This window comes from Fodinicola feengrottensis, assembly GCF_039530045.1.
In the GTDB taxonomy this organism is placed as follows: Bacteria; Actinomycetota; Actinomycetes; order Mycobacteriales; family HKI-0501; genus Fodinicola; species Fodinicola feengrottensis.
Map to the genome: position 1 here is coordinate 165,352 of NZ_BAAANY010000023.1, position 21,214 is coordinate 186,565.

Below are 21,214 nucleotides of genomic sequence, written 5' to 3' on the forward strand. Positions count from 1 at the left end.
CCACTCCCGAAAAGTCAGCTGCGCAGCCGGGCCATGCCCGGATCGAACAGTGGTTCGGCGGCCACCGTGGCCGGCACCCGCTCGCCGAAATACTCGACCTGCACGGTGGTGCCAGCCACCGCCTCGACCGGAAGCCACGCGTACGCGATGCTCTTCCCTATCGTGTAGCCGAAAGCGGCACTCGTCACATAGCCGGCCGGTTGGCCGCCCACATACACCGGTTCCGATCCCATCACCACCGCGTACGGATCGTCAATGGTCAGACAGGAAAGTCGTCGCGATGATGGCGGCTTTCCCTCCAAAGCCTCACGTCCAACGAAAAATCCCTTGTCCATCTTCACCGCGAAACCGACACCCGCCTCGTACGGGTCATGTTCGGCTGTCATGTCCGTGCCCCACAGTCGATAGCCCTTTTCCAGCCGCATGCTGTTGAAGGCGCTCCGCCCGGCGGCGATGATCCCAGCCGACTGGCCGGCCTCGAACAACGTGTCCCATAGCAACCGGCCGTATTCGGCGGAAGTGTAGAGCTCCCACCCGAGCTCACCGACGTACGACAGCCGCAACGCCGTCACCGGCACCCCGCCGACATACGCTTGCTGGCCTTTGAAATATCCCAGCGCCCGATGCGAGAAGTCCTGTTTTGTCAGCGGTGCCAACACTTCCCGCGCCCTCGGTCCCCATAGACCAATACAGCAGGTGCCGCCGGTGAGATCCCGGACCTGCACGGATCCGTCGGCCGGCAGCTGCCGGCGCAGCCAGTCCAGGTCCAGCTGCGAATTCACTCCGACTTGGAAGGTGTGGTCGGCGAGCCGGGCCACCGTGAGGTCGCTGCGGATGCCGCCGTCCTCGCCAAGCATCAGCGTGTACGTGACAGCGCCCGGCTTCTTGTCGACCTGGTTCGTTGTCAGCGTCTGCAGGAAAGGCAGCGCACCCCGGCCGGTCACTTCCAGCCGTTTGAGTGGGGTCATATCGAACATCGCGACCCGCTCGCGGGCCACCAACGCCTCGGCGCCGGCGATCGGTGACCAGAACCGAGAGGCCCACTCGTTGCGGGCGGGGATGCCAGCCACCTCGGGGAGATCGGCATTGGCCTCGTACCAGTGCGGCCTTTCCCAGCCGGCCGCCTCCAAGAACACCGCACCGAGGTCTTTTTGCCGCTCATAGAAGGGCGTTGTCCGTAGGGAGCGATATTTTTCGGCGGGCTGCAACGGGTGCAGGATGTCGTAGACCTCGACGAAGCTCTGACAGCTGCGGGCGTGCACGTAGCCGGGCGCGAGTTGCGCGGTCTCGAACCTGTTCAGGTCGCAGCCATGCAGGTCTGTCCGCGGCGCGCCGTCCACCAGCCACTCGGCCATCGCGCGCGCGACACCGGCCGAATGGGTGATCCACACGGCCTCGGCCACCCAGAATCCGGCCAGGTCGGGGTGCTCGCCAAGCAGCGGATTGCCATCCGCGGTGAAGGAAAAGAGGCCGTTGACGCCCTCTTCGACCTTGCTCGACGCGAGCGCCGGCAGCAGGTCCGCGGCGTCGGCCCACGACTGCTCGAAATCCTCCGGGGTGAACGGCCATTCGGACGGCATCCCTGGCAGTGAGCCAATCTCGGCCGGCTCGATGGGCATCGGCCGATGCCCGTACGCGCCAATGCCCAGCCGATCGCCGTGCTCGCGAAAATACAGGTCGGCATCCTGATGGCGCAGAATCGGCAGGGTTGCCTCAAGAAAACCGTCACTGCGCAGGTCCGGCAGCGGCGTGGTTTTGGCGTACTGATGGGCCATCGGCACCAACGGTACGGTCAAGTCGACGAGCGCGCCGATCAACGGCCCCCACATGCCGGCCGCGGAGATCACCACGTCCGCCCGGAACTCGTCCGTTTCAGTGCGTACGCCCCGAACTCGGCCGGCGGTACGATCGATCGCCGTCACCTTTTGCTGATCCAGGAAGCGCGCGCCGCGGTCGATGGCCCGACGAGCCTGTGCCTGCGCCGCCCGGACTGGCTTGGCCAACCCGTCGGTCGGGGTGTGGAAACCGCCGAGGATTCTTTCCGGATCAAGCAACGGATGTAGCTCGGCGCACTCGGACGGCGAGAGCAGCGAGCTTTCCACGCCCCAGGAGGTCGCCCAGCCACGCCGGCGTTTCAGCTCGACCAGCCGTGCCTGGGTGGTCGCCACCTCCAGGCCGCCGACCTGCCGGAAACACCAGGCGTCGTCCAATGTCAAGGAAGAATACTTTCGCACGGTGTAGCTGGCGAACTCGGTCATCGTCTTGCTGGGGTTGGTCTGGAAAACCAGCCCAGGCGCGTGTGAGGTCGACCCGCCGGTGGCGAACAGCGGCCCCTGCTCCAGCACGGTGAGATCGGTCCAGCCGCGCTCGGTCAGCTCATCGGCCAGCGCGCAGCCAACAATGCCGGCGCCGATGATGACAACACGGGGCTGCACAGCCATTCCGAGCTCCTAGCCGGCCGGGGAGGGTGTTGCGTACAGAGCGCCCTGTTCCGCTATCAGCAACACGGTGCGCGATCGAGGACGCCCCTGTCAAGACCGCGAACGATAAATCAGAATTAGGCCAAATAGCCGAGCTGCTCGGACAGCTGGCCGGCCACCTCGGCCAGCTCGTCGGCGACCTGCCGGATCCGCCGCCGGGGCAGCCGGTAGGCGGGGCCGGAGGCGCTGATCGCGCCGACGATTTCGCCGCGCTGGCCCAGAACCGGCGCAGCGACCGCGTGCATGCCGAGCTCCAGCTCCTCGAAACACGTGGCATAGCCGTCCGAAACCACCCGTTCCAACTCCTGTTTGAGCTGGTCGGCGTCGGTGATCGTCCGCGGCGTGAACTCCTCCAACTTGCGCCGCAACAGCCGTCGGCGGCGGTCGACCGGCATGTGCGCGAGCAGGACTTTCCCACTGGAAGTGGCATGCAGCGGCGTCCGCTGGCCGATCCAGTTCTGCGCGGACACCGCGGCCGAACCGTGCGCCTGGGTGATGTTGATCGCCGAATCCTCGTCCAGGATGGCGATGTTCACCGTTTCGCCGAGCTGGTCGGCGAGTTCCTGGCAGCTCACCTGACCAAGCCTGGCCACATCGATCCGACCGGTGGCGGCGCCAGCGAGGCGTACGATCCCGAACCCGATCACGTATTTCCCGCGGTCCCCCAACTGCTCGACCATGCCGCGACTTTCCAGCACGGACAGCAATCGCGACACCGTCGACTTGTGGACGCCCAGCTCGGTGGCGATCTCGGTAATGCCGGCCTCACCGTGCTTGGCCACCAGCTCCAGGACCGTCACGGCCCGGTCTACGGACTGCACCAAAGCGGCGGGATTTCGCCCGGAGTCCGAATTGCTCATAGCGCAACAGTAACCGCAGTCCGCATCAGACACATTTTGAGGGCTTGACGGGACCGGTAAGGCTGCCGCACAGTGTTGCGGAGCGCGAACTGAGTTGTCGACTACGCAACGGTCTTGTGAGGTATGCCATGATCCGCGCCTGCTCCCTCACCGATCTGCCACCAGGTGAGTCGGTACGGGTGGTCGGACCGGTCCCGGTCGCCGTCTTCAACGCCGACGGCGAGCTTTACGCCATCGACGACACCTGCACCCACCAGGACGCCTCGCTGTCCGATGGCTGGTTGGAGGGCTGTTTCGTGGAGTGCCCGCTGCACGAGGCGTGCTTCGACCTGCGTACTGGCGTGCCGACCGGACCACCGGCAAAACGGCCGGTCCGCACGTATCCTGTGGTGGTCAGCGACGGTGACGTGTACGTCAGCGTCGCCGACCAAACAGCGGCCGACAACGGGACAGCCGAGGTGGCGTGAAGAGAATCGCGGTGGTGGGCACTTCGCTCGCCGGGCTGCGGGCCGCGCAGGCCCTACGCGAGGCCGGTTACGACGGCGCCCTGACAATGGTCGGCGCCGAGCCGCACCAGCCGTACGACCGACCACCGCTGTCGAAGGAGTTCCTGCAGGGCAAGGCCGAGCAGGACGGCATCGCGCTGGCCATCACCGATGATGTGGCGGCGCTCAACGCCGATTGGCGACTCGGTGTGCCGGCAACGAAGCTGGACACCGCCGCTGGCACGGTCGTGCTGGCGGACGACACCGACATCCCGACCGACGGCGTCGTCATCGCCACCGGTGGCCATGCTCGGCACCTTCCGGGGCCTTCGGTCGCCGGCGTCCACGTGCTGCGAACCCTCGACGACGCCATCGCCTTACGTCAAGATCTCCAGGCAGGGCCCGAAAATGTTGTCATCATCGGCGCCGGGTTCATCGGCTCCGAGGTCGCCGCCAGTTGCCGTGCCCTCGGACTTCGGGTCACCGTCGTGGAAGCGTTAGCGGATCCTCTCGCCCCCTTGCTCGGGCCAGAACTCGCGCAGGTATGCGCACGACTGCACCCTGAAAACGGAGTTTCTGTCTTGTACGGCACGAAAGTCACCGGCCTGTCCACTGTGGACGGACGGGTGTCCGGCGTACGGCTGGCCGACGGGCGCCTGCTGCCGGCCGAAGTGGTCGTGGTCGGGATCGGCATGCGACCGGCCACCGACTGGCTCACCGGTTCCGGTCTGCATCTCGACAATGGGGTTCTCACCGACGCGGGTTGCGTGACGCCGCTGGCAAATGTGGTCGCCGCCGGGGATGTCGCGCGCTACTGGTCGGCCGAGCACGACGCGTACGTCCGGCAGGAGCATTGGACGAACGCCAACGACCAGCCAGCCGTCGCGGTCGCAAATCTGCTGGCCGGTCGTACGATCACCCACTACCGCGCCAGCGGCTATTTCTGGTCGAAGCAGTACGACGCCTGGATTCAGTACGCCGGCCGGACGGCTCCTACCGACGAGATCCGAATCATCGACGGCTCACCGGAAGAACGCAAGTTCGTCGCCACCTACCATCGCGGCGACCGAATGACCGGTGCGTTCGCCATCAACAGCCCGAAAATCTTCACTCGTACGCGCAAACAGCTGCGAGCTAACGCGACTGATCGTTCATCTTGACCTCGACCATTTCCGGGGTAGCGAATTTTCCCTTACCCGGAGAGTATTTGAGCTGCCCGACCAGGGTCATCGTGCGAGCCCAAGCCACGTCGCCGTCGTTGCCCACCAGCATCGCCGAAACCTGGCAAGAACCGATGTAGCGGATCCCCGGCGCACCGAGAAACCGTTTCTTCACCACGGTTTCGCCGCCGGCCACATCAACTCCGACATACAGCACATGGGTGATCGCGTTGTCCCCGCTGGCATGCAGCCGCTCCAGCGTCGCGGCCACCGCGAGCGGCGGCAACCCACCGCCGGCCGGCACGGTGGTGACGGTCGTCTCGAAGGTCGAGGCCCGGGTCAGCGACGCGGCGGCGAGATCGGCGACTTGTTGGGCCAGCGTCTGCGCCTGCTGCGCCCGGGAGAGCCGATCGGCGGCCTCCTCGGCGGCGGCTTCGGCCAGCTTTTCCCTGACCTGGTCCGGCGGCTGAGCCGCGCGGGCCGCGGTGACCTCGGCCTGAGCCGCCATCAGCGCGGTGTTCCCCTTGGCCACCTCAGCGATCGCCGGCGACAGCTTCTGCTGCACGAAAGTCAGCCGAGACACCGTCAGGTCTCGTTGCAGGTGCTGGAAATCGGAGAAAGCCGCGAGGCTTGCGGTGGTGGCCGGGAAAGTATGGAAACCGTCCACTTCGGACCGTACGCCCTGCTGCCGGAGAGCCCGGGCCACCGCGGTCACCAAAGCGGTGGACTTCACGGTGAAAGCGCGGCCGGTGATGGTGTAGTCCGTACGCAGGTAGCCGATGGTGTCAGCGATCGCGCCAACCACCGCCGGAACGGCGTTCGCAACCCCGAGCGCGGCGGTCGCCGCCGCGGCCACTTCGGCCAGCAGGCCTTCCTGGCCAGGATGGACCGACGCCGTCGAAGATGGTGACGGCAACTGTTTCGGCGGCGCGGAAGCCTCGGCGACTTTCTCGCTGGCCGCCTTGAGCTCGGCGCTCAGTCGGCCCATCTGCTCGGTGACCGCGTGATAAGACCAGTCGGTGGCTGCGAGCGTACGGTCCTCGACCACCAGGACTCGCCACGGCGGCACCGCCGCCACCCCTTCGGCGATCTGCTGTGCGGCATGGTTGAGCAGCGAATACGCCACCAGCTCAGCGACCACCCCGGCGGCCGCGTCCTGCTGGACGCTGCCCCCACCCGGTGTGAGCGCGGCCACGTTCCCCGGTTGCGCCATCACGCCTCTCAGCCGCTGCCCATCAACTCGTCATCAATACCGACTGACACTCTGTCCCCACAAGGGACCAAACGGACGATCTTTCGCGCATCGCCGCCACCAACCCCATGTCCGCAACGCCCCGATGCGCCGAAAACGCTTCGGTAACTGAGATTCGTTGTTGATCTTGTTCACTTTGCCTACCCAAAACGGACATAGGACTGAATTGTCCTTTTTGGGTAGGCAAAGTGAACAAGATCAACAACTTCGACACCCATTCTGAGCAGGCGAAACGTTTACCTTAAGGGCATCGACCGCCCCACCCGCTTGGGGTGACGGCAACAGCGGCTGACCATGCCCGCCTACGCATGAACGTTACATAGGATGCTCTTTACCGATGCTTTGTTGTGTTGGACCGACACCTGAGGTTCAGAACCGGGCCGAAAAGAATCTCGTGCAGGATGTCGAGAACCCGTTGTCGTCTCCGTCCCTGGCGTGAACCTGACGACAATGGGTCGTACTGCACTGAGGAGAAATCGATGGCCAAGTACTTGCTGCTCAAGCACTACCGCGGCGCTCCGGCGGCGGTCAACGACGTACCGATGGACCAGTGGACGCCGGAGGAGGTTTCGGCCCATGTGAAGTACATGCGCGACTTCGCCGATCGGCTGCAGGAGTCGGGCGAGTTCGTCGACTCCCAGGCGCTGTCCGCGGAGGGCACGTTCGTACGCTCCGACGGCGAGGGCCGCCCGCCGGTCACCGACGGCCCGTTCGCGGAGACCAAGGACGTGATCGCCGGCTGGATGGTGATCGACACCGATACGTACGAGCGGGCGCTCGAGCTGGCTGGCGAGCTGTCCGCGGCGCCGGGTGCCGGTGGCAGGCCCATCCACGAATGGCTGGAGCTGCGGCCGTTCATGGGCGCATCGCACACCATCACGGAGTGACCACCATCGACGAGGCCCTGCTGCGGCCCCTCATCCCCACCGTGATCGGCATCCTCGTTCGTCGCGGGGCCGACTTCGCGGCGGCCGAGGACGCCGTTCAGGAGGCTCTCGTCGAGGCGGTGCGTGGCTGGGCCGATCGCCCACCGCAGGACCCCAAGGGCTGGCTGGTCACGGTGGCCTGGCGCAAGTTCCTGGACGCCGCTCGCGCCGACACGTCCCGGCGGCATCGTGAGGTACGTGTCGACAGTGAACCCGAAGCCGGTCCGGGCGAAGGTGTGGACGACACCCTCCAGCTCTACTTCCTGTGCGCGCACTCGTCGCTGACCCCGGCTTCGGCCGTCGCGCTCATCCTGCGCGCGGTCGGCGGCCTGACCACCCGGCAGATCGCGGCGGCTTACCTGGTGCCCGAGGCGACCATGGCCCAGCGGATCAGCCGGGCCAAGCGGACCGTCTCCGGTGTCCGGTTCAACCAGGTTGGTGATCTGGGCACTGTGTTGCGGGTGCTCTACCTGGTGTTCAACGAGGGCTATTCCGGTGACGTCGACCTTGCCGCCGAGGCGATCCGGCTCACCCGCCAGTTGGTGGGCAAAACCAGGGACGAGGAGGCCGCCGGCCTGCTGGCGCTGATGCTGCTGCATCACGCCCGCCGGCCGGCCCGGACCGCCCCCGACGGCAGCCTCGTCCCGCTCGCCGACCAGGACCGCGGCCGCTGGAACACCCACTTGATCGTCGAGGGCGTGGACGTACTCCAGAGCGCCTTGGCCCGCGACCGCCTGGGCGAATACCAGGCCCAGGCCGCGATTGCCGCGTTGCACGCGGACGCTCGGACGGCCGAGGAGACCGACTGGGTGCAGATCGTCGAGTGGTACGACGAGGTGGTACGCCTGACAGACAGCCCAGTGGCCCGCCTCAATCGGGCCGTCGCGGTGGGCGAGGCCGACGGTCCGCGAGCCGGCTTGGCCGCTCTTGACGGGCTTGACCGCACGTTGCCTCGTCACACCGCCGTACTCGCGTACCTGCACGAACGTGACGGCGATCCGGTGACCGCGGCGCGGCTCTACGCCGAGGCGGCCCCGCTGGCATCCAGCCTGCCCGAGCGGGACCACCTGACCCGTCAGGCCGCGCGGCTCAACGCTCAGCTTCGGGGACGCGGCTGAGGCGGCGCGCAGAGTGCTCGCCATGGAGCGCAACGTACGCCCGAAATGTCCAAATCAACGACTCGAAGGTGGTCAGTCCAGCAGCCGGAGGCCCGTCGGTACGAGCGTCGCGGACAGCAGCAACTCGATCAGCAGATTGTGGTTCAGCGCGTTACCGACCGGTTCGCCGACCTCGTCCCGTACCAGCCCGGGCACGCCTTTCTTCCGCAGCCGCTCCCGCACGTTCATCACCACATGGGCGACGCCTTTGGGCCCCCAGTTCTCCTGCGCGCCCAACACGTTCAGCTCGCTCGCCACCTCGGCCCACGCGAGCGGCCGCGGATGCACCTCATGCCGCAGGTAGCGCTGGCCCAACGACACCAGCACCAGCCGCTCTCGATCGCTCAGCGGCCAGGCCGGCACGTGCCGCGTACTCATCTCCGGCACGCTCGTGGACGCCGGCAGCTGCCGGTCCGCGACTCGCACCTCCAGCAGGTGTTCACGTTCCTGGCAAACAACAAACAGCGGTGTGTACGCGATCGGCAGCACTTCCCGGTGGCCCTTGAGCAGCAGCCGCGCGCCCGGCAGTCGGATCGGCGCCCGGCCCAGGTTTTCCAGCACCCAGCGGGATCCGTCGTAGCTGATGTCCCTGCCGGCGACTCACCCGCGGGTCGTCGACGCCGACACAGACATGCACTTCCGGCTCGTTGCGGCCAAAAACCAGGGTGAACCGTGAATTCGGCGAAACGCTCATGCCACCGTGCACGCCCAGCACGAACAGCGTTCCCGGCTGCACCGGCGGCACGCCCCGAGCCAGGCTCCCGGTGCCCTGGGACAGCAGGTTGACCTCACTGGACAGGCCACCAGACGCAGCGAACCCCACGACCGCTCCTCCATCCGCCTGACCTGCGAAAACGCAGTCTACAGCGGCGGCGGCGAGACCCCTCCCGGATCAGTTGGCGCAGGGCGAGGTGCCGGCGGTGGAACCCAGCGCCCAGTCCGGTCGCGGCCGCGGGTCCGGGGACGGCGTCCAACGGCCGTCGACCTGCGCGTACGTCCACTTCGCGCCGGATTCCAGGAACTCCGAGAGCGCCCTGACCAGCCGGTCCACGTCGTCCGAGCAGGACCCGACGCCGAGGCTCGCGCGGATGGCGCCGGCTGCCAGCCCAAGCCGGGACAGCAGCGGGTGCGCGCAGAATTTCCCATCGCGTACGCCAATGCCGTGCTCGGCCGACAGGTACGCGGCGACCAGCCCCGGGTCGTATCCGGGCAGGCTGAAAGTGACCACTCCGATCGCGCCGGGGCTGTCCGGGAAGATCCGGTGCACTCGTACGCCGTCGAGCCCGGCCAGACCGTCCAGCAGCCGCTCCTGAAGGGCGGCTTCGTGGGCTTCCTGCGCGCCAGCCGGCAGCGCGGCGAGCAGCTGGCACGCCCTCGCGAGCGCGGCCGCGCCGAGCACGTTGGGCGTGCCGCCCTCGTGCCGGGCCGGCGCTGGCGCCCACGCGGTGTCGGTCAGGGTGACCTGGCGGACGGCACCGCCACCGGCCAGGTACGGCCGACCGGTGTCGAGCCAGTCGCGGCGCCCGACCAGCACGCCCGCACCGAACGGCGCATAGAGCTTGTGGCCGGAAAACGCCAGGTAGTCGATGCCGGCGGCGGCCAGGTCGATCGGCCGGTGCGGGGCGAGCTGGGCCGCGTCGACGGCCAGCCGGGCGCCGTACCGATGCGCGATGGTGGCGATCTCCTCGAGCGGCAGCAACTCGCCGGTCACGTTGGACGCGCCGGTGACGGTGACCAGCGCGGCGGGCGCCGCGGCGAGCGCCGAGTCGAGATCTTTCAGCGTCTGTTCGAGCGTCGAGGAGACCGGCAGGCAGCGGTAGTCGCGGTCCCGCCAAGGCAGCAGGTTGGCGTGGTGTTCGAGGTCCAGGACCAGCACATCGCCGCGGTCCGCGGGCACACAGCCGGCGAGCAGGTTGAAGGCGTCGGTGGTGTTGCGGGTGAAGACGACGACATCGTCATCGCGGGCGCCGAACGCGTTCGCGACGATCGCGCGAGCCGACTCGTACACACCCGTACTCACCTGGGACGCGTAACCGGCGCCGCGGTGCACGCTCGCGTAGAACGGCAGAAGTTCGTTGACGTGACTGGCGACTCCGGCCAGCGCCGGGGCGCTCGCCGCGTAGTCGAGGTTCGCGTACGGGCGACACTCGCCGGTCACCAGCGGCGCGGCCAGATCGCCGCCCACGACGGGCAACAGGGCATCGATCTGGCGGGAGATAACGGCGGTCATGGCAGGCCCCTCGGGTCATGGACCCGCTGCGGGGCCCGCGCTTGCCGTCGCCGATATCGCCGACAGCCCGGTCCTCACCCGGGGCACCCCACCGCGGTTGGAGGGTTGCCGGCCAGCAAGCCGGGGCTACGCGCTGGCACTCATGACCTGTCCAAGACGGTAACCGATCACCCGCGCTGGGGGCAATCACGTTCTGATGTGACGCGTACGATGGGCGCATGCCGCAGGGAACGGACTGGCTTACCACCGCGGAGGCCGCTGCCCGCCTGCATGTGCCGCCCGAGGTTGTGGTGTCGACGGTGCTCAGCTACGGCGCCGACCCGGACATCCACATCATCACCACCGTCGGCGGTCCGATGATCAGCCGCTGCGCGGTGGCCTTCGCGGTGGCCGACCGGCAGCTGAACGAGGCCACCCGGTCCGTCGACCCGACCGAGACGGCCGCCTTCGGCCCGTCACTGGGCCGGCCGTACAGCATGAAAGCCCGCAACCAGGGCCCGTCCGCCCAGTAACAGCCGTCGCACGACCCGGCCCGGGTGTGACTTTTCCGCTGACCTCAAGGAGATCCCATGCCGACAGACCCGCGCGCCGGCCAGCCGGCCCGGCCAGCAGACCTCATCGACGTCGCCGCCGTCGTCACCGCGTATTACACCGAGCACCCCGACCCTGCGGTGCCGAGCCAGCGAGTTTCCTTTGGTACGTCCGGACATCGCGGCGCGTCGCTGAACACCGCCTTCAACGAGGACCACATCGCGGCCACCAGCCAGGCAATCGTGGACTACCGCACCGGGAAGGGCATTTCCGGGCCGCTTTTTCTGGGCAAGGACACCCATGCGCTGTCCGAGCCGGCTTTTTGGACCGCGCTGGAGGTCTTCGCCGCGAACAAGGTGACGGTCGCGATCGACGCGGCCGGCCGCTACACCCCGACACCAGCCGTTTCGCACGCCATTCTGCGGCATAACCGGGAATCCTCCGGGATCGCCGACGGTGTGGTGGTGACGCCTTCCCACAATCCGCCCACCGACGGCGGCTTCAAGTACAACCCGCCGAACGGTGGCCCGGCCGGCAGCGCGATCACCGACTGGATCGGCAAGCGCGCCAACGAATATTTGGCCGCGGGACTGGAAGGTGTAAGGCGGGTTACGACGGCTCGCGCGCGTACGGCCTCGACCACGCACTCGTACGACTTCATGGGGTCCTATGTGGACGACCTGCCGTCCGTCGTCAACATCGACGCGATTCGCCGTGCCGGCGTACGCATTGGCGCCGACCCGCTGGGCGGCGCCTCGGTCGATTATTGGGCGGCTATCGCGGAAACCCACCATCTGGAGCTGACGGTCGTCAATCCGTTGGTGGACCCGACCTGGCGGTTCATGACGCTGGACTGGGACGGCAAGATCAGGATGGACTGCTCATCCGCGTACGCGATGGCGTCGCTGATCTCTCGTCGCTCGGATTTCGACCTGGCCACCGGAAACGACGCCGACGCCGACCGGCACGGCATCGTCACACCGGCCGCCGGCCTGCTGAATCCGAACCACTACCTGGCCGTCGCTATCGACTATCTGTTCCGGAACCGGTCCGGCTGGCCTTCTTCGGCCGCTGTCGGCAAAACGCTGGTTTCCTCCAGCATGATCGACCGGGTCGCCGCCGAACTCGGTCGGGACCTGATCGAGGTGCCGGTCGGGTTCAAGTGGTTCGTACCCGGACTTTCCGATGCCTCGGTGGGATTCGGCGGCGAGGAAAGTGCCGGCGCGTCTTTCCTGCGGATGGACGGATCAGTGTGGACGACCGACAAGGACGGCATCCTGCTGGATCTGCTGGCCGCCGAGATCCTCGCCACCACGCAGTCCGATCCGGGCGAGCACTACCGCCAGCTCACCGAAAAGTTCGGCGCGCCGTCGTACGCGCGAATCGACGCGCCAGCCACCCCGGACCAGAAGGTCGCGCTCGCCCAGCTGTCCGCGGACCAGGTGACCGCGACCGAACTCGCCGGCGACAAGATCACCGCCACCCTGACCCGGGCGCCCGGAAATGACGAGCCGATCGGCGGACTGAAAGTGGTCACCGCATCCGGCTGGTTCGCCGCCCGCCCGTCGGGCACCGAGGACGTTTACAAGATCTACGCGGAAAGTTTCCGCGGCGACGACCACCTGGCCGCCCTCCAGTCCGAAGCCCGCGCTCTGGTGACGTCCGTGCTGTCCTAGCGCTCCTTGGTGTCCAAAACTGTCACCCCCACAGACTTGACTCGAGTTCGGGGGCGCCATTTTTAGGTAGTGCTCAGCGAAGGCGCGATCATGGTGATGCCGGTGGGGCTGGCGGTGCTGAGGGCGACCAAAGCCGCCGGAGCCTCGTCGAGAGAGATAGACCGGGTGATGAGCAGGTCCGGGCGGAGCTGACCGGAGGCGACGAGAGAGAGCATGCCCGGGTAGGCCTGCGCGGCCATGCCGTGGCTGCCGACCACGGACAGTTCGTACGCGAGGACCCGGCCCATCGGCAGGTCGGGGGCCCCGCCGGGGAGCAACCCGACCTGAACGTGCCGGCCGCGGCGGCGCAGGCTCGCGACGGCGGCGGCGCAGGTGCCGGGACTGCCGAGCGCGTCGAGAGACAGGTGGGCACCGCCGCCGGTCGCCTCGATCACCGCATCAGGCGCGTCACCAGCAAGAACGGTGACCGAAGCGCCGAAGGACCGGGCCAGCTCCAGAGCCTGGACCGACACGTCGACGGCGACCACCCGCAGGCCGCGGGCGACCGCGATCATGACGGCCGACAGGCCCACGCCTCCGCAGCCGTAGACCACCGCCCACTCACCGGCGGCGGCACGTCCCTGGGCGACGACGGCTCGGTACGCGGTGGCGAAGCGGCAGCCGAGGCTGGCGCCGGTCGCCAGGTCGACCGCGAGCGGCAGCGCCACCAGGTTGGTGGCCGCGTCCGTCACGACGACGTAGTCGGCGAAAGAGCCGGGCAGGCTGAACCCGGGCTGCTGCTGCCGACGACACACCTGATGGTCGCCGGCCACGCATTCCGGGCAGGCCCCGCAGGCGAAGACGAAGGGCGCGGTCACCCGGTCACCCTCCTGCCAGCCGATCACGCCAGCGCCGACGGAGGCGATCACACCGGCGAACTCATGCCCGGGAATATGCGGAAAAGTGGAGATGTCCGAGTCGTGGCCCTGCCAACCGTGCCAGTCGCTGCGGCACAGCCCGGTGGCCTCCACGCGTACGACCACACCGCCGGCTGGCGGCACCGGGTCGGCGACCTCCACCAGGGACGGTGGCTCGGCAAAACCCTGATACACGACGGCCCGCATGTGATCATCCTGCCAAACGGCGATAATCAGCCGCTATGGAGCTGAAAATCATCGGCGGCGACGGCGCCTTCCCGGCGCCCGGCGGTGCCTGCAATGGCTATGTCGTGGAGCACGACGGCTTCCGGCTGCTGATCGACCCCGGTTACGCGGTGTTCCCGCGGCTCACCGAAGAGGTCCACGCCGTCTTCGTCACGCACGGTCACCCCGACCACTGCGCAGACCTCAACCCGCTGCTGCGCGCCCGGTCGGCGGTCAACGCGCCGCGACTGAAGGTGCATGCCCTCCCCGGTGCGCTCACCGCGGTACTAGCTCTGGACCGCCCCGGCTGGCTTGACTCCGCGTACGAACTGGTCGAGTTCAGCGCCGACGACGCCTTCGACATCGGGCCATTTTCGGTGCGTACGACCAATCTTCCGCATTTCCTGCCGAACGCGGGCGTCCGGTTGACGGCCGGCGGGCAGACCATGGCGTACACCGGCGACACCGGTCCAAGCCCGGCGCTGCCCGCGTTCGCCGCCGGCGTCGACCTGCTGCTGGCCGAGGCGAGCTTCGCCGACGAGGTGCCGGCGGCCAGCGCCGAGCATCTGTCCAGTGCCCACCAGGCGGGCCAACTGGCCGCCGAGGCGGAGGTCGGGCAACTCATACTCACCCACCTTTTCCCAAAGACTGACAACGAAGCAGCCGTACGAGCCGCCGCGGACTCCTACTCCGGACCGATCGCGGTGGCCGCTCGGACGCGGGGCATCCCATTCGTCGTGTGATCATTGCCCGAGTGGGAAGGGGAATCGTGGACATCGAACCGGTGGTGGTCAAGGGTGCGCGGCAGGGCTCGGTGGGGGCACTGCTCGGCGGTGCCCTCGCCTGCCTGGTGCTCGGGCCGGGCGCGATCTGGCAGGCCATCACCAACCACGTGGATCCGGCGCACCCCATTGGCACCGCGCACACGAATTACCTCCCGCCGGCCGGCCGGGTGATCATGTTCATTATCGGGGCGCTGCTGTCACTTCTCGCGCTGATCCTGCTACTGGCCGCGGCTGTGCAGGCAAACCAGCGGTCGAAGGTCACTTTTACCGCCGGTGGCGTGCGATTCGAGAACTCCGGCACGACCGTCCAGCTCGGTTGGAAGGACGTGACCGCGATCGAGGTCGGCACCGGCGACGATGTGGCACTGCTGATTTCCTCGCCCAAGAAGCACCAAGATCTTGAAGAACTGTCCCCCGACTGGTACCGGATGAAACTCGGCCGTGGCGAGCGTCTCGCGGCGGATCTCGGTGCGGGCGTACGAAAATTCCGCCCAGATCTGTTCCGCGGTGTCGTCCAGCAGAAATCCGGACAGCCGTGACCGCGGTCGACACCACCGACCACGAGAAAATCGACTCGAGAATCTCGCCGTACGCACTGATGCCCTGGGTGGTCATCGTGCTCGGCGACATCACCGACCTGTTCGACGCGAAGATCCATCCGCTGTGGTTCGGCGCGATCATTCTGCCGGTCTTCATCGCTCTTTACCTGCTGGCCGTGTGGTTCGGCGTTCGCGACGCCGCGGGCCGATCGCGCCCTGTCATCCTCGTCATCCTGCTGGCGCTCACCACACCGTTGATGATCATCGCCTTCGGCGGCAGCGGCTTTGGCCCACTCGCGCTGCTGTCCATCGGAATGGCGACGGGACTGCCATGGCGGCAGGCGTACGTCTGCATTTTCGCCCTGACAGTGGGATCGGTTGCCATCGCGCTGTTCTGGTCGATCGACAACGCGCTCGCGATCGGTTACACCACCCTGATTTCCGGGGTAGTCGTGACCACGATGCGGCGGTTCCTGGCCGCCATCGGCGAGCTCCGGGCGGCCCGCGAGGAGCTGGCGCAGGCGGCCGTCGAGCAGGAGCGGCTGCGGTTCGCCCGCGACCTGCACGACCTGCTCGGCCAGACGCTGTCACTGATCGTGATCAAAGCCGAGCTGGCCGACCGGCTCGGCCGCGACGATCCGCGCGGGCAGGAACAGGTCGCCGACATCCAGCGGATCGGCCGGGACGCGCTGCGCGAAGTTCGGGAAGCCGTCAGCGGCTACCGGGAAAGCAGCCTCGCCGAGGAGATCACCAGGTCCGCGCACGCGCTCGAGGCCGCCAACATCCGCCCGACGATCACCCACGAAGGGTCCGCTCCGCCGCCGTCAGCGGCCGCCGTAGTGGCTTGGGCCGTACGCGAGGCCGTCACCAACGTGATCCGCCACTCCAAGGCCACCACCTGCGAAATCACCGTACGGACCGGAGACCGCACGGTGGTGCTCACGGTCGCCGACAACGGCCGCGGTGCCGCCGCCGGACCGGGAAACGGGCTGCGCGGCCTGACCGAGCGGGTCGAGCTGGCCGGCGGCAGCGTACGGATCGGCGATGGCGACGGTTTCCAGCTGACCGTCACCGTGCCGTTGGGCACCCCACCGGCGGAGAATCCGCTGGCCCGCCTCGCCGGGAAGATTGCCTCGCTGCGGCGGGTTATGAGCTGACGTGGCTGACCTGTCGAACGTCCCGCTGTCCGTGCTCGACCTCGCGCCGGTCGGCGCCGGCCGTACGTCCGCCCAGGCGGTCCGCGACACCATCGAACTGTCCCGGCACGCCGAGCGGCTCGGCTACCTGCGCTACTGGCTGGCCGAGCATCACTCGATGCCCGGCATCGCGAGCTCAGCGCCGGCAGTGCTCATCGGCGCGGTAGCGGCCGCGACCACCACCATCCGGGTCGGCTCCGGCGGGGTGATGCTGCCGAACCACCCACCGCTGGTGGTCGCCGAACAGTTCGGCACCCTGGAGGCGCTGCACCCGGGCCGAATCGACCTTGGCCTCGGCCGAGCGCCCGGCACCGACCCGAACACCGCCCGAGCGCTGCGCCGATCCGCCGACCCGCTGTCCGCGGACGACTTCCCGCAACAGCTCGGCGAGCTGCTCGCCTTCTTCGGCGGCGACTTCCCGGCCGACCACCCGTACGCGCCGATCGTGGCCACCCCCGGCCGCGGCAACCAGCCGGCGATGTGGCTGCTCGGTTCCAGCGGCTACAGCGCGCAGGTGGCCGGGATTCTAGGGCTGCCCTTCGCCTTCGCCCACCACTTCAGCGCCCAGAACACCCTGCCGGCGCTGCGTCTCTACCGCGAGCGTTTCCAGCCGTCCGAGGTTCTCAAGGAACCGTACGCGCTGGTCGCGGCCTCGGTGGTGGGCGCGGACAACGACGAGCGCGCCGAATACCTGGCAGCTCCGCTCGCGCTCGCGATGATGTCGCTGCGGCGCGGCCGGCCGATCGCCTTCCCGACCCCAGAAGAAGCCGCCGCGTACGACTACACCGCCGAAGACCGCGCCTTTATCGAGAACCTGACCTCGCATTACATCGTCGGTGGGCCCTCGACCGTACGCGCCGGCCTTGACGACCTGCTCGCCACGACCGGCGCCGACGAGCTGATGGTGACCACCAACCTGAGCGCGCTGTCGGACCGCGTACGGTCGCTGGAGGTCATCGCCGCGCTCCGGGACGTTTCCCAACCCGTCTAGAGAGCGGCGAGTTTTTCCGCCGTCAAAAGGTAAGCGGCCTGATCCTTGCCGGCATCAGCGACCAGGTCGGCGATGGTTAGGCCGACCTGGTCCGGAGTCAGCACCGGACCCATGTTCGCTATGAAGGTCGGCACATCGACGCCCTGCCTTTTGGCGTACGCGGCGACCCCCGCCGACCCGACATCGGTCCCCGGAGTCAGCTGCGGGAGCAGCGCGACGAACCTGATACCCAGCCCGGCCCGCGCGGATTCTTCGCCCGCGTACGAGGAAACAAACCGGATCGCCGCCTTGGCGCCGGCATAGCCGCCACTCATCGGCGAGCCTTTTACCGCGGCACCGCTGGACATTGTGACGACCGTACTGCCCGGCGCCAACGGCCGCAGCAACGCCTCCCGGGTCCAGTGGAAAACGTGCTGCACGTCAACTTCCCAGTTATGGCTGAAAGTCTGCCAGGTCTGCTGGTGGATCGGCCGGGTCAGCGGGACCCCGCCGGCGTTCAGGACGAGCGTCGTCGGCTGGTACGTGTCGAGCAGCTGACCAGCGACGGTGGGATCGGTGACGTCGGCGACCACCGGAGTCACCGCCGGGCCGACTTTCGCCCGTAGTTCTTCGAGAAGAGCGCGGTCACGCGCCACCGCTACCACGTCGTGACCCGCCTCGGCCAGCGCGATCGCAGTGGCTCGACCAAAACCCCGGCTCGCGCCGGTGACAAGAGCGACCATCAGGTTGTCCTCTTTCGACCTCAGGAAGTGGGTACGAATACAGACCGGACAGCCGCCGGAAAGGGAGCGGTCAGCGTTGGACGGCCAGCTCGTACGGGTGCACCGAGGGTAGATCGAAATCCGGAAACAGCCCCGTGCCAAGGAAAGTCACGATCCGACTGACGCCGTCCGCGCGGGCGGTGACCACCTGGATCCCGTGCGCATGATGCCGGCCGTCCGTTTCCCGTTTGTAGATGGCGAAAGCCGGCTGCCCGTTCGCACTCGTACGCACCAGTCGCAGGTCGCCGGGCGCCGGAAGGACGTAGTCGCCGATGAAGCGGACGACCTCGTCCCGGCCACTGAACCAGGTCGGAATGGGGGGCATTTCGAACTCGACATCGTCACGGAGGGTGTGCAGGAGCCCCGCGATGTCGGAGTTCTCGAAGGCCGCCGCATAGCGGTCGAGCAGCGCCCGCTGATCCGGGCCGGCGAGGTCGACGCTGGCCCGCTCGTTCGGTGCGGCCGCTTTGAGTTGCGTACGCGCGCGCTGCAACGCGCTCTTGACCGCCGCGGTCGTGGTGCCGAAGAACTCCGCGACTTCATCGGCCCGCCATGCCAGCACGTCCCGCAGGATAAGGACCGCGCGCTGGCGCGCCGGCAGGTGCTGCAGCGCGGCTATAAGTGCGAGCCGCAAGCTGCCCCGCTCGGCGACGATGGTGGCCGGGTCGGTCGCGTCGGTGCCGAGCAGCCGGTCTGGGAAGGGCTGCAGCCACGAAACCTCCGCACGGGCCGCGACCGGCGCCACGACCGGTTCATACGTCGCGTCCATAAGACCGGACGGCAGGGACCGCCGGCTGCTGTGCTCCAGCGCGTTCAGGCAGGCGCCAGTGGCGATCCGGTAAAGCCACGTACGCACCGAGGAACGGCCCTCGAAGCCGTCGTACGCGCGCCACGCCCGCAGATAGGTCTCCTGCACCAGGTCCTCGGCGTCGTGCACCGAACCAAGCATCCGGTAACAGTGCGCGAGCAGCTCACCCCGGTACGGGCTGGTCTCCTGGACGAACTCCACACGTTGCGCCATACGAATACAGACCGACCGCGGAGGCAAAACGCATCGGTCCGGAAGGGGCGATCTGCGCGTCAACTGATGCCCGGGGCGCTAGACTGCGCCCGCGTTGACCTGAGGAAACGATGATTACATCGAGAAAAAGGCAAAAAGGGTGAATTCTGCGGACCACGACCGCACCAGCCGTTCCGGCAGCCGTCATGCCACGGACAGCGCTGATTCGTCGGCCAGCCCGGTCACTGACCCAGACTCGCCAGCCGTGCCCGTATCCGTAACCGCCTCCCCCACCGCCGCCCCGGCACGCTCGGTGCCGGTCCCCGCCCGCCGGCGGCGCCGTCGCTGGAGTCCCCGCGAGCTCGCGCTGGCGCTGCTGTTCGTCCTGCCCGCGCTGGCCGGCGTCGGGACGTTCGTGATCTTCCCGCTCTTCCAGGCGGTGTTCCTGTCCACCCGGGGCAGCGACATCCTCGGCAACCCGACCCGGTTCGTCGGTCTGCAACATTTCGAGCAGCTACTCACCCCTCAGTTCGGCCACATCCTGCTGCAGACCGCCGAATTCACCCTGATCGTGGTGGTCGCCGGGGTGGTTCTGCCAATGCTGCTGGCCGCCCCGATTTCGCAGCCGCTGCGCGGCATGCGGGTGTTTCGTACGCTCTTCAGCCTGCCGTTCGCCTACTCCGCCTCCACCGCGAGCGTGGTCTGGCTGCTGATGCTGAACCCGGCGATGTCGCCGATCAACTGGGCGTTGCGGCTGGTCGGGATCGCCGCGCCGGGCTGGACCACCGACTCGAACTGGGCGATCGTCACGGTCGCCGGCGTGACAGTCTGGATGGTCTCCGGGTTCAACATCCTGGTGCTTGGCGCCGGCCTCGCCGGCGTCGACGAGGACGTGCTGGAGGCCTCCACCATCGACGGCGCCTCGGGCCTGCGGCAGTTCGTCAGTGTCATATTGCCGATGATTTCGCCGAGCGTGTTCTTCGCGATCGTCACCACCACGTTGACCGCGCTGCAGAGCCTCGGCCAGGTGCAGGTGATGACCGACGGCGGCCCGAACGGCTCCAGTGCGACGCTGGTCTACTCCGTTTTCGACAACGCTTTCCATAACAACAACAGCAACTACGGCCTTGCCAGCGCTCAGGGGCTGGTGCTGCTCGTCGTCGGTGTTCTGCTGGCGGTCGTGCAGTTCGGGGTCATCGAAAGGCGGGTGCACTACCGGTGAGTCGGGTGACCCAGCCGAGCAAGGTCTCGGCCACGATCATCTACGTGTGGCTGGTGATCGCGGCCATTGTCCTGCTCTTCCCGGTGCTGCTGACCGTGGTCGGCGGTTTCCTGCCGTCGTCGGATCTGCTGCAGCAACCGCCCAACCTGCTCGGCCATTTCACCCTGTCGAGCTATCTTTCCGCGCTGCAGCAGACCACTGTGCCGCTCGGGCCGGCATTCGCGAACTCGCTGTTCGTCGGCATCACCATGATGGTGGCGCAGGTGGTCACGTCCTGCCTCGCCGCGTACTCCCTGGTGTTCCTGCGCAACCCCATCGGCAAGCTGCTGTTCTGGGTGTTCATGGCCACGATCATGGTGCCGTACGAGGCGATCGTGGTGCCGAACGCGTTGTTCGTACGCAGCCTCGGAATAGGCGACAACCGGCTGAGCCTGGTGCTGCCCTTCCTGGCCGTCGGCTTCGGGGTTTTCCTGATGCGGCAGGCCTTCAAGCAGTTCCCGAACGAGCTCCGGCAGGCCGCCGAAATCGACGGTTGCGGCCATCTGCGATTTCTTTTCACCATCCTGTTGCCGGCCGTACGCCCGTCGCTGACCGCGTTGGCGGTGTGGTCATTCCTGCAAGGCTGGAACATGTATTTCTGGCCGCTGATCATCGCCTCCGGCGACAATTCACTGAACACGCTGCAAACCGCGGTTTTCGCGCTGAAGAGCAATGAGTTCGGCGACCCCGGCATCCTACTGGCCGGAATTACCATTACCCTGGTGCCGACTCTGTTGTTGGTCATTTTCGGCCAGCGCTGGTTGATCCGGGGGTTCACCGCCGGTGCGGTGAAATGAGATCCA

Annotated in this window: 20 protein-coding genes and 1 riboswitch; of the genes, 12 read left to right on the plus strand and 8 right to left on the minus strand. The window is 67.6% G+C overall.

Features of this window, described 5'->3' with window-relative positions:
- Positions 1 to 14: 14 nt before the first annotated feature.
- Positions 15 to 2,441, minus strand: a complete 2,427-nt coding sequence (locus ABD301_RS28925) for a GcvT family protein (protein WP_344313505.1) — start codon at positions 2,439 to 2,441, stop codon at positions 15 to 17.
- A 116-nt stretch (positions 2,442 to 2,557) separates the two neighbouring features.
- Positions 2,558 to 3,340 carry an IclR family transcriptional regulator domain-containing protein gene (locus ABD301_RS28930; protein ID WP_163572004.1) on the minus strand — a complete coding sequence of 261 codons (783 nt, stop codon included), beginning with the start codon at positions 3,338 to 3,340 and terminating at the stop codon, positions 2,558 to 2,560.
- Between the two features lie 128 nt (positions 3,341 to 3,468).
- On the opposite strand from ABD301_RS28930, the gene ABD301_RS28935 reads away from it, so the two are divergent.
- Entirely contained in the window at positions 3,469 to 3,807 is a 339-nt protein-coding gene (locus tag ABD301_RS28935) for a bifunctional 3-phenylpropionate/cinnamic acid dioxygenase ferredoxin subunit (protein ID WP_163572003.1), read from the plus strand.
- Positions 3,804 to 4,985: an NAD(P)/FAD-dependent oxidoreductase gene (locus ABD301_RS28940; RefSeq protein ID WP_344313506.1), complete on the plus strand. Its 1,182-nt coding sequence runs from the start codon at positions 3,804 to 3,806 to the stop codon at positions 4,983 to 4,985. The genes ABD301_RS28935 and ABD301_RS28940 overlap by 4 nt, the downstream gene beginning before the upstream one ends.
- Here the strand turns inward: ABD301_RS28940 and ABD301_RS28945 are convergent.
- Entirely contained in the window at positions 4,960 to 6,198 is a 1,239-nt protein-coding gene (locus ABD301_RS28945) for a hypothetical protein (RefSeq protein ID WP_344313507.1), read from the minus strand. The genes ABD301_RS28940 and ABD301_RS28945 overlap by 26 nt on opposite strands.
- A gap of 518 nt (positions 6,199 to 6,716) precedes the next feature.
- Between ABD301_RS28945 and ABD301_RS28950 the strand changes: the two genes are divergently transcribed.
- Positions 6,717 to 7,124, plus strand: a complete 408-nt coding sequence (locus ABD301_RS28950) for a YciI family protein (protein WP_163571999.1) — start codon at positions 6,717 to 6,719, stop codon at positions 7,122 to 7,124.
- A gap of 5 nt (positions 7,125 to 7,129) precedes the next feature.
- Positions 7,130 to 8,281, plus strand: coding sequence for an RNA polymerase sigma factor (locus ABD301_RS28955; protein ID WP_344313587.1), 1,152 nt, complete (start codon positions 7,130 to 7,132; stop codon positions 8,279 to 8,281).
- Between the two features lie 72 nt (positions 8,282 to 8,353).
- Here ABD301_RS28955 and ABD301_RS28960 read toward each other — a convergent pair whose 3' ends face one another.
- Together ABD301_RS28960 and ABD301_RS28965 are read right to left on the minus strand one after the other, a co-directional pair.
- A complete protein-coding gene (locus ABD301_RS28960) occupies positions 8,354 to 8,881 on the minus strand; it encodes a hypothetical protein (RefSeq protein WP_344313508.1) in 528 nt (175 codons plus the stop codon).
- A gap of 331 nt (positions 8,882 to 9,212) precedes the next feature.
- On the minus strand, positions 9,213 to 10,550 hold the full coding sequence (locus tag ABD301_RS28965; protein ID WP_344313509.1) for an aminotransferase class V-fold PLP-dependent enzyme: 1,338 nt from the start codon (positions 10,548 to 10,550) through the stop codon (positions 9,213 to 9,215).
- A 32-nt stretch (positions 10,551 to 10,582) separates the two neighbouring features.
- Positions 10,583 to 10,698: riboswitch (SAM riboswitch) on the minus strand.
- 70 nt (positions 10,699 to 10,768) lie between these two features.
- On the opposite strand from ABD301_RS28965, the gene ABD301_RS28970 reads away from it, so the two are divergent.
- Positions 10,769 to 11,062, plus strand: a complete 294-nt coding sequence (locus ABD301_RS28970; RefSeq protein WP_344313510.1) for a hypothetical protein — start codon at positions 10,769 to 10,771, stop codon at positions 11,060 to 11,062.
- 57 nt (positions 11,063 to 11,119) lie between these two features.
- Entirely contained in the window at positions 11,120 to 12,757 is a 1,638-nt protein-coding gene (gene pgm / locus ABD301_RS28975) for a phosphoglucomutase (alpha-D-glucose-1,6-bisphosphate-dependent) (RefSeq protein WP_344313511.1), read from the plus strand.
- Between the two features lie 62 nt (positions 12,758 to 12,819).
- On the opposite strand, the gene ABD301_RS28980 is transcribed toward pgm, so the two are convergent.
- Entirely contained in the window at positions 12,820 to 13,860 is a 1,041-nt protein-coding gene (locus tag ABD301_RS28980) for a zinc-dependent alcohol dehydrogenase family protein (RefSeq protein WP_344313512.1), read from the minus strand.
- 35 nt (positions 13,861 to 13,895) lie between these two features.
- Here ABD301_RS28980 and ABD301_RS28985 point away from each other — a divergent pair, with 35 nt between their 5' ends.
- Genes ABD301_RS28985 through ABD301_RS29000 form a run of 4 tightly spaced genes read left to right on the plus strand, consistent with a single transcriptional unit; the run spans position 13,896 to position 17,389 of the window.
- Positions 13,896 to 14,621, plus strand: coding sequence for an MBL fold metallo-hydrolase (locus tag ABD301_RS28985; protein ID WP_163571996.1), 726 nt, complete (start codon positions 13,896 to 13,898; stop codon positions 14,619 to 14,621).
- An 11-nt stretch (positions 14,622 to 14,632) separates the two neighbouring features.
- Positions 14,633 to 15,202 carry a hypothetical protein gene (locus tag ABD301_RS28990; RefSeq protein ID WP_344313513.1) on the plus strand — a complete coding sequence of 190 codons (570 nt, stop codon included), beginning with the start codon at positions 14,633 to 14,635 and terminating at the stop codon, positions 15,200 to 15,202.
- Positions 15,199 to 16,359: a sensor histidine kinase gene (locus ABD301_RS28995; RefSeq protein ID WP_344313515.1), complete on the plus strand. Its 1,161-nt coding sequence runs from the start codon at positions 15,199 to 15,201 to the stop codon at positions 16,357 to 16,359. The genes ABD301_RS28990 and ABD301_RS28995 overlap by 4 nt, the downstream gene beginning before the upstream one ends.
- 1 nt (position 16,360) lies before the next feature.
- A complete protein-coding gene (locus ABD301_RS29000; RefSeq protein WP_344313516.1) occupies positions 16,361 to 17,389 on the plus strand; it encodes an LLM class flavin-dependent oxidoreductase in 1,029 nt (342 codons plus the stop codon).
- Here the strand turns inward: ABD301_RS29000 and ABD301_RS29005 are convergent.
- Together ABD301_RS29005 and ABD301_RS29010 are read right to left on the minus strand one after the other, a co-directional pair.
- Positions 17,386 to 18,111, minus strand: a complete 726-nt coding sequence (locus ABD301_RS29005; protein WP_163571993.1) for an SDR family oxidoreductase — start codon at positions 18,109 to 18,111, stop codon at positions 17,386 to 17,388. The two genes, ABD301_RS29000 and ABD301_RS29005, sit on opposite strands and share 4 nt — an antisense overlap.
- A 70-nt stretch (positions 18,112 to 18,181) precedes the next feature.
- Entirely contained in the window at positions 18,182 to 19,171 is a 990-nt protein-coding gene (locus ABD301_RS29010) for a sigma-70 family RNA polymerase sigma factor (RefSeq protein WP_344313517.1), read from the minus strand.
- A 244-nt stretch (positions 19,172 to 19,415) separates the two neighbouring features.
- On the opposite strand from ABD301_RS29010, the gene ABD301_RS29015 reads away from it, so the two are divergent.
- Both ABD301_RS29015 and ABD301_RS29020 read left to right on the plus strand, forming a co-directional pair.
- Positions 19,416 to 20,372 carry a carbohydrate ABC transporter permease gene (locus tag ABD301_RS29015; protein WP_163571992.1) on the plus strand — a complete coding sequence of 319 codons (957 nt, stop codon included), beginning with the start codon at positions 19,416 to 19,418 and terminating at the stop codon, positions 20,370 to 20,372.
- A complete protein-coding gene (locus tag ABD301_RS29020; protein ID WP_163571991.1) occupies positions 20,369 to 21,208 on the plus strand; it encodes an ABC transporter permease subunit in 840 nt (279 codons plus the stop codon). The genes ABD301_RS29015 and ABD301_RS29020 overlap by 4 nt, the downstream gene beginning before the upstream one ends.
- Positions 21,209 to 21,214: the final 6 nt, after the last annotated feature.

Coding starts and splice junctions, on each gene's coding strand:
- ABD301_RS28925 (WP_344313505.1), bottom strand. CDS start 2,441: ATGGCTGTGCAGCCCCGTGTTGTCATCATCGGCGCCGGCATTGTTGGC.
- ABD301_RS28930 (WP_163572004.1), bottom strand. CDS start 3,340: ATGAGCAATTCGGACTCCGGGCGAAATCCCGCCGCTTTGGTGCAGTCC.
- ABD301_RS28935 (WP_163572003.1), top strand. CDS start 3,469: ATGATCCGCGCCTGCTCCCTCACCGATCTGCCACCAGGTGAGTCGGTA.
- ABD301_RS28945 (WP_344313507.1), bottom strand. CDS start 6,198: ATGGCGCAACCGGGGAACGTGGCCGCGCTCACACCGGGTGGGGGCAGC.
- ABD301_RS28950 (WP_163571999.1), top strand. CDS start 6,717: ATGGCCAAGTACTTGCTGCTCAAGCACTACCGCGGCGCTCCGGCGGCG.
- ABD301_RS28965 (WP_344313509.1), bottom strand. CDS start 10,550: ATGACCGCCGTTATCTCCCGCCAGATCGATGCCCTGTTGCCCGTCGTG.
- ABD301_RS28970 (WP_344313510.1), top strand. CDS start 10,769: ATGCCGCAGGGAACGGACTGGCTTACCACCGCGGAGGCCGCTGCCCGC.
- pgm (WP_344313511.1), top strand. CDS start 11,120: ATGCCGACAGACCCGCGCGCCGGCCAGCCGGCCCGGCCAGCAGACCTC.
- ABD301_RS28980 (WP_344313512.1), bottom strand. CDS start 13,860: ATGCGGGCCGTCGTGTATCAGGGTTTTGCCGAGCCACCGTCCCTGGTG.
- ABD301_RS28985 (WP_163571996.1), top strand. CDS start 13,896: ATGGAGCTGAAAATCATCGGCGGCGACGGCGCCTTCCCGGCGCCCGGC.
- ABD301_RS29005 (WP_163571993.1), bottom strand. CDS start 18,111: ATGGTCGCTCTTGTCACCGGCGCGAGCCGGGGTTTTGGTCGAGCCACT.
- ABD301_RS29010 (WP_344313517.1), bottom strand. CDS start 19,171: ATGGCGCAACGTGTGGAGTTCGTCCAGGAGACCAGCCCGTACCGGGGT.